The sequence below is a fragment of the Microbispora cellulosiformans genome (assembly GCF_008728085.1).
GTDB lineage: Bacteria > Actinomycetota > Actinomycetes > Streptosporangiales > Streptosporangiaceae > Microbispora > Microbispora amethystogenes.
In genome coordinates, this window is the sequence record NZ_VYTZ01000017.1 from 167,736 (window position 1) to 179,405 (window position 11,670).

The 11,670-nt window shown below is 72.8% G+C and carries 9 protein-coding genes and 1 pseudogene; 6 read left to right on the plus strand and 4 right to left on the minus strand.

What is annotated here, in order from left to right:
• Positions 1 to 14: 14 nt before the first annotated feature.
• On the minus strand, positions 15 to 893 hold the full coding sequence (locus F5972_RS32605; RefSeq protein ID WP_150939246.1) for a helix-turn-helix domain-containing protein: 879 nt from the start codon (positions 891 to 893) through the stop codon (positions 15 to 17).
• A 101-nt stretch (positions 894 to 994) separates the two neighbouring features.
• Between F5972_RS32605 and F5972_RS32610 the strand changes: the two genes are divergently transcribed.
• Entirely contained in the window at positions 995 to 1,843 is an 849-nt protein-coding gene (locus tag F5972_RS32610) for an alpha/beta fold hydrolase (RefSeq protein ID WP_150939248.1), read from the plus strand.
• A gap of 50 nt (positions 1,844 to 1,893) precedes the next feature.
• Here the strand turns inward: F5972_RS32610 and F5972_RS32615 are convergent, their stop codons facing one another.
• On the minus strand, positions 1,894 to 2,562 hold the full coding sequence (locus F5972_RS32615) for a DUF305 domain-containing protein (RefSeq protein ID WP_191910425.1): 669 nt from the start codon (positions 2,560 to 2,562) through the stop codon (positions 1,894 to 1,896).
• Between the two features lie 105 nt (positions 2,563 to 2,667).
• Here F5972_RS32615 and F5972_RS32620 point away from each other — a divergent pair, with 105 nt between their 5' ends.
• Positions 2,668 to 3,345: a DUF3105 domain-containing protein gene (locus tag F5972_RS32620; protein WP_150939249.1), complete on the plus strand. Its 678-nt coding sequence runs from the start codon at positions 2,668 to 2,670 to the stop codon at positions 3,343 to 3,345.
• A 10-nt stretch (positions 3,346 to 3,355) separates the two neighbouring features.
• Here the strand turns inward: F5972_RS32620 and ald are convergent, their stop codons facing one another.
• Positions 3,356 to 4,474 (minus strand): alanine dehydrogenase, encoded by a 1,119-nt coding sequence (ald, locus tag F5972_RS32625; RefSeq protein WP_150939251.1) that lies wholly within the window; start codon positions 4,472 to 4,474, stop codon positions 3,356 to 3,358.
• A gap of 157 nt (positions 4,475 to 4,631) precedes the next feature.
• On the opposite strand from ald, the gene F5972_RS39065 reads away from it, so the two are divergent.
• Both F5972_RS39065 and F5972_RS32635 read left to right on the plus strand, forming a co-directional pair.
• On the plus strand, positions 4,632 to 6,311 hold the full coding sequence (locus F5972_RS39065; RefSeq protein ID WP_150939253.1) for an excalibur calcium-binding domain-containing protein: 1,680 nt from the start codon (positions 4,632 to 4,634) through the stop codon (positions 6,309 to 6,311).
• A 272-nt stretch (positions 6,312 to 6,583) separates the two neighbouring features.
• Positions 6,584 to 7,291 (plus strand): hypothetical protein, encoded by a 708-nt coding sequence (locus F5972_RS32635; protein ID WP_150939255.1) that lies wholly within the window; start codon positions 6,584 to 6,586, stop codon positions 7,289 to 7,291.
• 144 nt (positions 7,292 to 7,435) lie between these two features.
• Here F5972_RS32635 and F5972_RS32640 read toward each other — a convergent pair whose 3' ends face one another.
• A complete protein-coding gene (locus F5972_RS32640) occupies positions 7,436 to 9,682 on the minus strand; it encodes a xanthine dehydrogenase family protein molybdopterin-binding subunit (RefSeq protein WP_150939296.1) in 2,247 nt (748 codons plus the stop codon).
• Between the two features lie 150 nt (positions 9,683 to 9,832).
• On the opposite strand from F5972_RS32640, the gene F5972_RS32645 reads away from it, so the two are divergent.
• Positions 9,833 to 11,356, plus strand: coding sequence for a PucR family transcriptional regulator (locus tag F5972_RS32645; RefSeq protein ID WP_150939257.1), 1,524 nt, complete (start codon positions 9,833 to 9,835; stop codon positions 11,354 to 11,356).
• A gap of 72 nt (positions 11,357 to 11,428) precedes the next feature.
• Positions 11,429 to 11,670 (plus strand): annotated as a pseudogene (locus tag F5972_RS32650) (RNA-guided endonuclease TnpB family protein); the annotation flags it as partial.

The window sequence follows — 11,670 nt, forward strand, 5'->3', positions numbered from 1 at the left end:
GCGTCTCCCCGGGATCAGGGCCCCGCACTGCCGGCGGACGGGAGATCCGGTCTGGCGGGAGCCTCCCGGCTGGGCCATGCGATGTCGTCGACCGCCAGAAACGGCTCGCCCGCCACGTTCGCAGGGGTCACCCCGATGAACTCCATGACGTCTCGATGCAGATGGGACTGGTCGGCGTAGCCGGCCTCCACCGCGACCCGGGCCGCGCTGCCGCCCGCGACCAGGCGGTGGGCGGCGTGATCGAAGCGGACCAGCTTCGCGGCGCGCTTGGGCGGCAGGCCGATCTGCGAGTGGAATCGGGACCACAGGCGCTTGCGGCTCCATCCGAGCTCGGCGGCCAGCCGGTCGACCCGGACCAGGCCGCGACCTCCGGCGATCCGGCGCCAGGCCCAGGCCACCTCCGGGTCCACCGGCGGCCCCGCCTCATGGCGGCGGGCGAGCAGCGCGCCGGTCAACGCGAAGCGATCCTCCCAGGAGGAGACGCCGGCCAGCCGCTCACGGATCCGCGACGCCTCCCGGCCCCACAGGTCGTCGAGGGCCACCACGGCGCCGTCGAGGTCGGCGGGGGAGACGCCCAGAATCGCGCGTGCGATGACGGGGGACAGGCGTACCTGCACGCACTCGACGTTCTCGCCCCGTGCCCAGGCCGCGCCTCCGGACCCGAGCCCGGGCCCCGCGACGAGGCTTCCGCGCTGCCGCCGCCCGGCGGCGTAGTCCACGACGGGCGAACCGGCGCCGAACTCCAGCAGCAGCGTCACGGCCGGGTGCGGGACCATCCGGAGCGCGTCCAGGTCACCGACGCGGAACCCGGCCATGGTGACACCGGCCACCCGGCCGGGCCCCCGCGGGGAGGTGACGTCCCACACCGCCTCGCCGTGCACGAAAGTCGACACGGCCGCCAGGCTATGCGAGCGCCGCGCGGAACGACCGAGGGGACGACCGGAGGGAACATTCGTCCAAGACGCCCACGCGCACCGGCGGCGACAGTGGGCGCATGACTGTTTCCGAGGGTGATCGGCATGCGGAGGCCGAGACCACCGAAAGTTCGACGCTGTCCCTGGACGACGGCGACATCCACGTGTGCCAGGACGGCCCCCGCGACGCCCCGGCACTCCTGCTGATCCACGGCTCCGCCTCCTCGGCCCGCTCGTGGGACCCCCTGGTTCCGCTGCTGACCAAATCGCATCGCGTCATCCGGATCGACCTGCTCGGGCACGGGCGGTCGGCCAAACCGGCCGGCCCGAGCTACGCGACCCCGGACCAGGGACGCCGGGCCGGCGTGGCTCTGGACCGGCTCGGCGTCGAGCGCGCGATCGTGGTCGGTCATTCCAGCGGCGGCGCGGTCGCCACCGCTCTCGCCGAGCAACGACCCGACCTGGTGATCGCGCTCGCGCTCATCAACACCGGACCCGGCATGGCCGCCTTCATCGCAGCCGAGTCCGCCGCGATCACACCGTCGCAGTGGCCGCCTGCCGACGAGCGGATCCGCCGGTTCGCAAGCACCGGTTTCAGCCGTGCGGGCTATCAGATCCCACAGGAGCTTCTGGACGAGGTGCGCATGATGACCCACCACACGTTCACCGCGACGATGGTGGGCACCCGCGCCTACCTGGAGGAACAGGCGCTCCCGGAGCGGCTGGCGGCCCTCGGCAAGCCACTTTTGGTGATCTTCGGCGAGGACGACCGCAGATGGCGATCCTCGTCCGCCGCCGACTACCGGACGGTTCCGGGCGCGAAGGTCGAGTTGCTGCCCGGCCTCGGCCACTCGCCCATGCTCGAGGACCCGGCGAGGACCGCCGGCCCCCTGCTGGCCTTCACCGCGATCCACGCCGGGAGGGGCTGACGGCCCGGCCCGCCGTCACCCGCAGCCGACGGCGGGCCGGCTGGAGAGGATCACGGCGCGGGCAGGGGCTGGGCGCCGCGGGCGGCCAGGAACTCCTTCATCGTACGGATCTCGGCGTTCTGGCTGTCCACGATGTGCTGGGCGAAGGCCCGCACCTCGTCCCGGGACGACAGCCGGAGCAGGCCCTCGGCCATCTCCACCCCGCCCTGGTGATGCCGGATCATGAGCTGGAGGAAGAGGATCTCGGCGTCCCTGCCGGTGGCCGCCTTCAACTTGTCCATCTCGGCGGGGGTGGCCATGCCGGGCATGGTCCCACCGGGTGCCGTCGCGGTGGCGGCCCCGCCGCCGTGACCGTGCCCGGACATCCAGGCCATCGGGGGGCGGCTCGCGCTCTGGTCCAGCCCCCACTGCTGCAGCCAGCCCATGAAAATTCCACGCTGCGTGCTCTGCGTCGTGATGATGTCGTACGCCAGGCCGCGCAGCGCCTGGTCGGAGGTCTTGTCGCGGAGGACGAAGGACATCTCGACCGCCTGGGCGTGATGGACCCCCATGTCCCGCGCGAACCCCGCCTCGGGGGAGGAGTCCGAGGGCGTTCCCGACCTGGTGAAGAACAGCACGAGCACCGCCGCCGCGAGCAGTACGGCGATCAGCCCGAGCAGGGGGAAGGAGCGCCGGGGCGGGGAGGCGGTCTCCACCGCGGCGTCGAGGTCAGTGCTCATCGCCCACAGGGTACCGCCGCCAAACAAGATCTACCCGAAGTGGTAGGTATAACCACTATTCTCCATACCCAGCGGGGGCGTCAGTGATCAGTGCTTGGAGGAGCGATGACCAAGGAGAAGGCGCAGGCGAGGCGTGAGCACCTCGCCCGCATGCGCGCCGACCAGAAGCGCAAGGAGCGGCGCGCCGCGCTTCTCATGTGGGGCATAGGTGGCCTCGTCATCGTGGTCCTGGTCGCTCTTGTCGCCGTCTGGGTGGTGAAGGATCGTTCGGGCAAGTCGCTCGGCGCGGTCAAGTCCTTCAACTACAAGGGCTCCGACCACGCCTGGACGAAGGTGGACTACAAGGAGAACCCACCCGTCGGCGGCCAGCACAACTACTACTGGCAGAACTGCGGCATCTACGACAAGCCCATCCACAACGAGCACGGCGTCCATTCGCTGGAGCACGGCGCGGTGTGGATCACCTACCGCCCCGACCTGCCGAAGGCGGAGGTCGACAAGCTGAAGACCATCGCCTCGGCCGACTACATGCTGCTGAGCCCGTACCCGAACCTGCCGGCCAAGGTCGTCGCCTCGTCCTGGGACCACCAGATCACCCTCGACGGCGCGGAGGACCCCCGCCTGCCGGAGTTCGTGAAGAAGTACAAGCAGAACCCGACCTACACCCCCGAGTACGGCGCGTCCTGCTCGGGCGGCATCGGCACCACCTCCGACCAGCCGCTCCCGCCGCCGCAGGCGGAGACCAGCCAGGAGCCGATGCCGAGCACGTCCCCGGCCTCCTGACCGGAGGGGCTCAGGGAACCAGCACGCGGTCCACGGGCACGGCGTCGAGCCCGTGGGCCTCGGCCACCGGGCGGCTCGTGAGCTGGCCCTGATGGGTGCTCAGGCCGAGGGCGAGCGCGGGGTCGGCGGTCAGCGCCCCGCGCCAGCCCAGGTCGGCGATCGACAGCGCGTACGGAAGCGTCACGTTGGTCAGCGCGTACGTCGAGGTGTGCGGCACCGCCCCGGGCATGTTGGCCACGCAGTAGAACACCGACCCGTGCACCCGGTAGACCGGGTCGGCGTGCGTGGTCGGCCGGGAGTCCTCGAAACAGCCGCCCTGGTCGACCGAGATGTCGACGAGCACCGACCCCGGCTTCATCCGGGCCACGAGATCGTTGCTCACCAGCGTCGGCGCCTTGGCGCCCGGCACGAGCACCGCGCCGATCACCAGGTCGGCGTCCACCACCGCCCGCTCGACCTCGTACGCGTTGGACGCGATGGTCTGGCAGTTGCCCCGGAAGACGAGGTCGGCCTGGCGCAGCCGGTCCACGTCGCGGTCGAGCAGCAGCACCTGGGCCCGCATGCCGACCGCGATGGCGGCGGCGTTCATGCCGGACACGCCCGCGCCGATCACCACGACCTTGGCCGGATAGGTGCCGGGGACGCCGCTCATCAGCACCCCCCGCCCGCCGCCCTGCCGCATGAGGTGGTAGGCGCCGACCTGGGGAGCCAGCCGTCCGGCGACCTCCGACATGGGCGCGAGCAGCGGCAGCGTGCGGTCGGGCAGCTGCACGGTCTCGTAGGCGATGCCCGTGACGCCCGACTCCAGCATGGCCCGGGTGCACGGCTCCGAGGCGGCCAGGTGGAGATAGGTGAACAGCACCTGGCCCTCGCGCATCCGGGGGTACTCCTCCGGTTCGGGCTCCTTGACCTTCAGGATCAGGTCGCCCTCCGCCCACACCTCGTCGGCGGAGTCGAGGATCACCGCCCCCGCGGAGACGAAGTCCTCGTCGGGGATCGCCGACCCCCTTCCGGCGTCCTGCTCCACGACGACCTGGTGGCCCTTGCGGACGAACTCGTTGACCCCGGCGGGGGTGAGCGCGACGCGGTACTCATGGGTCTTGATCTCTCGGGGCACTCCCACCTTCATGTAGTCCACTGTCCGCTTCCCGCGTTTGCCCTGGCAGCGGACAACGAGCACCATTTTGTCGGGCATTCATGACAAATGGTCAAGGTTGGACGGTGCTGAACCGCGTAGGGTCACCCGGTTACCTACCGTTGGCATAGGTCGGTAGGCTCTGCGAGCGATGTCAGGGATCGAGGTGGGGATGCAGAACGCGCCCGTGCCGGGAGACGAGGAACCCGGTCCGCGGCCCGGCGGACCGACCCCGGGGACTGAGACGGCACCGTTGTGGGGTCCGGCCGGCCCGGACGACGCCGGCGGTGCGCCCGCCGAGACGTACGACCGGCCCGGCGGCATGCACACCGCGGCGTACGGCCCGCCCGGCGGCAGCCATGCCGCGACGTACGGCGCGCCGGGAGACGGATCGGGTGCGGTCGGAGACCCGTACGGCTCGCAGGAGATCCCGCCGGACGGCTTCGGGCAGACCGAGGTGATCGGCGCCGTTCCCGGTGCGGGCAGCGGCGTGTACGGTCCCGGCGTGGCCGGCGACCCGTACGGGGTCGCGGGCCTGCCCGGCGGCGACCCCGGCGTCGCCGACGCACCCGCGGGACTCGGCGCGCCCGGGCTCGCCGGCGGGCCGGGCGACCTGCCTCCCGACGCGTTCGCGGACGTTCCTCCCGGCGTTCCCATCGACGTTCCAGTCGGTGTTCCGGCCGACGTTCCTCCCGGTGTTCCGGTCGAGGTGCTCGCCGACCTTCCTCCCGCGCCGTCCGACGTCGTGGTCGAGGTGGTCGAGGAGGTTCCGGGTGACGTGCCCCTCGACGCGCCCGCCGACCCGGCGGCGCCGGAGGGGCCCTCGGAGCCCCGCGCGGCGAGGGGGACGACGATCGCCCTCGTGGCGGCGCTCGTGACGGTGGTCGTGATGTCCGGAGTCCTCGGGGCGGTCGCCGTGCTGATGACCCGCAATCCGGACGCGCCGCCGCTCAAGCAGACGCCCGTCCACACGTTGAGCACTCCCGTGCACTTCGCCCCGGTCACCGGGGTGCGGCCCGCGCCCTGCGAGGGGACCGACGCGATTCCGGACGACAAGGGGACCACCTGCTACCTGCTCGACCCGGGGGTCACGGTCAAGACCGTGCAGAAGATCGAGGAGGTGCCCGACAACGACGGCACCTACACGGTCCGGCTCGTGCTGTCGCCGCCGAGCCGCGAGGAGATCGCCCAGCTCACCCGGGACACCGTCAAGCAGCAGCTCGCGGTCGTGGTGGGGGAGAAGGTCGTCGCGGCGCCCCGCGTCGCCCAGGAGATCACGCAGGACAGCCTCGGCATCGCGGGCTTCGACAAGGCGCAGGCGGACGCGATCATCGGCCTGCTGACCGGAGGATCGGCCCCCGCGGGCCAGCAGTCGAATCCCACTCCCGGCGCCGGTCAGCCGGACGGGACCCAGCAGGGCGGCACTCAGCCGGGCGGAACCCAGCCGGACGGCACCCAGCAGGGCGGGACCCAGCCTGGTGGCACTCAACCGGACGGCACGCAGCAGGGCGGGACCCAGCCTGGTGGCACTCAGCCGGGCCTCGACCAGTCCGGCACGAACCAGAACGCCCCCCAGCCCGGCTCGACCCCGCCCGGCGTCTCCCAGCAGAACGGCGGGCAGGGCACGACCGGCGCCGCCCAGCCCGGCGCCACACAGGCCACGCTCACCTCAGGCGGCGCGGCCGGAGGGAACAGCGGCCGCTACGCCTCGTGCAAGGAGGCGAAGGCCCACGGCGCCGGGCCTTACACGAAGGGCCGCCACCCCGAGTACGCCTGGTACGTCGACGTCGACCACGACGGCGTCGCCTGCGACCCCGACGACATGGTCTGACCCTTCACCGTCGCTGGGCGGCGGAGCGGTGCGGCAGCGTGCGGCATGACGGCAGACGCCGCGTCGCGTCCACCGACGGCCCGTGCCCGCTACGGCCCCCGGCGAGCACCTCCACGGCTACGCCAGCCCGCTCAGGCCGCCGGCGGCCTGAGCGGGCCGCCGCGACCGGTCCGCGCATGGGCTGCGGCGCCGATTCCGGCCGCCGGGGCCTCCGGTGGACATGCAAGCGGTGGGCAATCGGGGTGCAAGCAGGGGCCGATAATGTGCGGGGCGTGTCAGCACCATGGTTGCGAGGCGTGGCCGGTTCGGCCGCGGCCGCCGCGTTGCTTCTCCCCGCCGCTCCTGCCCTCGCGCACTCCGCATCTTCTGCGCAGTTCGCGCAGTCCGCCGCGCAGGCCCCGGCCCCATCCGCCGCACAGGCGGTGTCCACGCGCGTGAAGCCCGCGCCCGCGACGGTCGCCAGGAAACTGTTCGACGCCTGGCTGCGCCGGGACCGCCACGCGGCCTCCCGGGTCGCCACCGCCGGCGCGGTCTCCACGATCTTCGCCTACCCCTTCCGGGCCCCGGACCGGTTCGCGGGCTGCACCGGGGGGCGCGACTGCCGGTTCGTCCACACCAGCGTGAACGTCCCGGGCGGGCTCGACGGCATCCTGATGGTCGTCTCGGGTTCCAAGGTCGTGAAGGTGTACGAGTCCCGCCACCTCGTCACGCCGTCCGCCGCCGCCACGCGCCTGTTCCAGGCGTGGCGCGCGGGCGACCGCTACCGGGGTCTGGAGGCCGCCACGAACAAGGCCGTCGCCAAGCTCTTCTTCCACAGGTACGACCCCAGGGGCGTGGCCTACATGTTCCAGGGCTGCAACCGCGACGCGAAGGGCTACAGCTGCGCCTACTCCTACGAGGGCGGCGCCATGTTCATGCGGGTCGGCGGCTCGAAGGCCCGCGGCTACGAGGTGACCTCCATCGGCTACATCGCCGACTGACGCCGCCGGTCGGCCCGCTCGGAAGCCGGCTGAGCCCGCGCCGGCCGATCCCGCTCGTCAGCCCGCCCGCACGGACGGGCTGACGGCCGCGGTTCTTCGGCGGCTCACCGGAACACCCACAGCGTGGAAGCCCGGTCCTTCGGTTCAGGGCCGGGAAGCCGGCACGAGGGCGATGTCCTCGGGCCGGATCGGCACGCGGGGGAGATCCAGCCCGGTCGCGGCCCTGACGGCGGCGGCCACGGCCGGGGTCGACGACAGCGTGGGCGGCTCACCCGCCCCGCGCAGCCCGTACGGCGCGTGCGGGTCGGGGTTCTCCAGGATCGACAGCCGCATCGGCGGCATGTCGAGAATGGTGGGGATCAGGTAGTCGGTGAACGAGGGGTTGAGCACTTTACCCTCCCTGACCTGGATCTCCTCCATCAGGGCGAGCCCCAGGCCCTGCGCCGACCCGCCGTGGATCTGCCCTTCGAGGGCGAGCGGGTTGAGGATCTTCCCCACGTCCTGCACGGCGGCGAGCTCGACCACTCTGACCAGGCCGAGGTCCACGTCGACGTCGACCACCGCGCGGTGCACGCACAGCGCGAGCTGCGTGTGGGAGTTTCCCTGGCCGGTGACCGGGTCCATCGGGAAGGTCGGCCGGTGACGGAACTCCCGGGTCTCCTCCACCGGCCCGCACCGCTCCAGGACCTCCACGAGCGACAGCTCCGGATGCGCGGCGCGCAGCGTGCCGAGCCGTTCCCGCACCGCCACGCAGGCGGCCCGTACGGCCCCGCCCGTGACGTACGACTGCCGGGAGGCCGAGGACGACCCGGCCGAGCCGACCCCGGTGTCCGCCGGGGCGACGGTGACCCGCTCGACACCCAGCTCCGTACGGGCGATCTGGGCCTGCACGGTGACGAGGCCCTGGCCCACCTCGGCGGCGGCGGTGCGCACGAGCACGTGGGGCTCGTCGCCGGCGGCCTCGATCCGCACCCGCGCCGTCGAGTAGTCGTCGAAGCCCTCGGAGAAACAGATGTTCTTGATGCCGACGCCGTAGCCCACGCCCCGCCGCACGCCCTCGCCGCGCGTCGCCTGGGCGACGCCGCCGGGCAGCAGGCGCAGGTCGGGCCCGGCGCCTGCCGGGTCCGTGGGCAGCGCATCCGTGGACGGCGCATCCGGGGGCAGCGGCATCGCGGCCAGTTCGGTGAGCATCTCCGCGAGCGGCGCGGGGCTGTCGATCAGCTGCCCGGTGGCCAGCCGCGACCCCTGCGACACCGCGTTGCGGACCCGGATCTCCACCGGTGACAGCCCGCAGGCCGCCGCGAGCCGGTCCATCTGCGACTCGTACGCGTAACAGGCCTGCACCGCCCCGAACCCGCGCATCGCGCCGCAGGGCGGGTTGTTGGTGTAGACGCCGTACGCGTCGATCCAGACGTTGTCCACCTCGTACGGCCCGACGCCGAGGGAGGCGGCGTTGCCGACCACGGCGAGCGTGGACGAGCAGTAGGCTCCGCCGTCGAGCAGGATCTCGGCCCGCACGTAGACGAGCCGCCCGTCGGCCGTGGCGCCGTGCTCGTACCGCATCCGGGCGGGATGCCGGTGGACGTGGCCGAAGAACGACTCCTCGCGGCCGTACACCATCTTGACGGGGCGGCCGGTCCGCAGCGCCAGCATCGAGGCGTGGACCTGCATCGACAGGTCCTCTCTCGCGCCGAACGCGCCACCGACCCCGGCGAGCGTCAGGCGCACCCTCTCCGGCGGCAGGCCGAGGCACGGAGCGACCTGTCCCTGGTCGACGTGCAGCCACTGCGTGGCGACGAACAGGTCCACCCCGCCGTCCTCGGCGGGCACGGCCAGGCCCGACTCCGGCCCGAGGAACGCCTGGTCCTGCATGCCGACCTCGTACTCGCCGGTGACGACCACCTCGGCCGCGAAGGTGCTCCCCACCCTGACCGGCTGGTGCCGTACGAGATTGCCCCCGGGGTGGACGGCCGGGCAGGACGGGTCGAAGGCGGCCCGGCGGGGGTCGGTGACGGCCGTCCGCACCTCGTAGTCCACGACGATCGCGGCGGCGGCGCGGCGCGCGGTCTCCGGATGGTCGGCGGCCACGATCGCCACGGGCTCGCCCTGGTAGCGGACCTGGTCGATCGCCAGCACCGGCTGGTCCCGATGCTCCAGCCCGTAGAACCTCTCGCCGGGAACGTCCTCGTGGGTCAGCACGGCGAACACGCCGGGCATCGCGAGGGCCGGGCCGACGTCCATCGAACGGATCCACGCCGACGGGTGCGGGCTGCGCAGGGTGGCGCCCCAGAGCATGCCCTCCAGCCACAGGTCCGAGGAGTAGGCGAACTCACCGCTCACCTTCAGGCTGCCGTCCGGGCGCGGCACGCTCTCGCCGATCCCCGAAGGCATCCCGGAGGGCCGCTCAGTGTCCGTCGTCAATGGCCGCGTCACTCTCGTAGTACAGCAACCCGGCCGGGCCGGGCCTATCGGCGTGGTCATGGGAAACGGCATGGCGGGCGGGGTCGATGCTTGTACATACCTCCAAATAGGCTGTCGGTCGTGCTGCTGCGTGATCTGCTCTCCGCTCCGGAGCTGCGGCTCGTCCTGCTGACGGGAGACGAGACGCCGGACCGTGAGATCAGCGGGGTGCTCATCACCGATCTGCCCGACCCCCGGCGCTACCTGTCGGGCGGCGAGCTGGTGCTGACCGGCCTCATGTGGCGGCAGTCTCCCGGCGACTCCGCGCGGTTCGTGACCGCCCTGGCCGAGGCGGGGGTGGCCGCGATCGGCGCGGGCGACGCGCGGCTCGGGATGGTGCCCGACGACCTGGTGGCGGCCTGCCGGGAACACGGCCTGCCGCTGCTGGAGGTGCCCGTCGAGGTGTCGTTCGGCGCCGTCACCGACTTCGTGGGCCGGCGCGTCGCCGCCGTACAGGCGGGTGACCTGCGCGGCGCTCTCGGGCGGCACCGCAGGATCGTCGCGGCCGTGGCCGAGGGAGCAGGGCTGGGGGAGCTGTTCGCCCTCGTGGAGACCGAGCTCGGCGTCACGGCCGCCGTGGTGTCCGCCTGCGGCTCGGTCGTCGCGGGCGCCCTGCCCGAAGACCAGGCCGTACGGCTGGCCCGCGACTACCTCGCCGCCGTACGCCTGCCTGTGGTGGTGGACCGCGGCGGTGCGTTCACGCTGTTCGCCGTGGACCGCGCGCACCGGGCCGCCGGTTGGGCCCTCGTGTGCCGGGGGGAGGTCGAGGCGGAGATCGGCTTCGAGCTGGCGGCGTGTGTCGCGCTGGAGCGCACCCGGGCCGAGGCGGGCCGGCGGGTGGAGCGGCGGCTGGCCGAGCAGCTGATCGCCCTGGCCTGCGCCGGAGGGGAGCCGACAGAGCTGTCGGCGCGGCTGCGGACCTGCGGCGTCGACCCGGCGGAGCCGTACGCGGTGGTCGCCGCGGCGGCGAGCCGGCGCGGGGCGACCGACGGCCCCGACCCCGCTCTGCTGGGCGGCCGGATCGTGGAGGAACTGCTGGACCGGCGGGTAGTGGCCGTGGCCGGCGCCGACGCGTCGGTGACGCTGGTCCCGCTGCGCGGCGACGCGTACGGGGACGACCGCGACGCCCTCGCGGAGCGGCTGCGCGACCGGGCCGCGGTGATCGCGGACGGACTGCCGGCGCTCACGGTGTCGATGGGAGTGAGCGGGGCGCTGACCGGGCCGCAGGCCATCCGGGGCGGGGTTGAGGAGGCGGGCCACGCCCGGCGGCTGGCCGAGGCGCGCGGCGGGGGAGTCGTCACCGGCGACGAGATCTACACGCACGCGCTGCTGCTGGCGACCGCGCCGGGCGAGGTGCGGTCGTCCTTCGCCGAGCGGCTGCTCGGGCCGCTGTTCGACTACGACCGGCGGCACGGCGCCGATCTGGTGCGCACGCTCGGCGCGTTCCTCGACTGCACCGGTTCGTGGAACGCCTGCGCCGAGCGCCTGCACGTCCACGTCAACACGGTGCGCTACCGGATCAGGCGGGTCGAGGAGCTGACCGGCAGGGACCTGTCGTCCATGGCCGACCGCGTCGACCTCTTCCTCGCCCTGCGCGCCGGTTAGCCCCCGCCGTCTTCAGCCTCACCTAGCGACGAACCCCGGGCGTTTACGCCCGGGAGGAATCGCTTCCATGACTTGGGTTTTCTGTCCGGACGTCAGGGTTCGGTTCCCATCGAGGTGGCAGGGGCCAAACGGTATGTGTTCGATGTGAGGCTGGTGGTGCAGGTGAAACTCCTGCCGACGCCCGAGCAGGCGGCGGCGCTGGAGGCAACCCTGCACGCGGCCAACCGGGCCGCCGATCTGGTATCGCGGATCGCGTTCACCCAGCGCTGCTTCCGCAACTACGATCTGCGCAAGCACACCTACGATCGGATCAA

Excerpts from the sequence above, each read along its gene's own strand:
- F5972_RS32610 (WP_150939248.1), top strand. The coding sequence starts at position 995 with ATGACTGTTTCCGAGGGTGATCGGCATGCGGAGGCCGAGACCACCGAA.
- F5972_RS32615 (WP_191910425.1), bottom strand. The coding sequence starts at position 2,562 with ATGAGCACTGACCTCGACGCCGCGGTGGAGACCGCCTCCCCGCCCCGG.
- F5972_RS32620 (WP_150939249.1), top strand. The coding sequence starts at position 2,668 with ATGACCAAGGAGAAGGCGCAGGCGAGGCGTGAGCACCTCGCCCGCATG.
- ald (WP_150939251.1), bottom strand. The coding sequence starts at position 4,474 with ATGAAGGTGGGAGTGCCCCGAGAGATCAAGACCCATGAGTACCGCGTC.
- F5972_RS39065 (WP_150939253.1), top strand. The coding sequence starts at position 4,632 with ATGTCAGGGATCGAGGTGGGGATGCAGAACGCGCCCGTGCCGGGAGAC.
- F5972_RS32640 (WP_150939296.1), bottom strand. The coding sequence starts at position 9,682 with ATGCCTTCGGGGATCGGCGAGAGCGTGCCGCGCCCGGACGGCAGCCTG.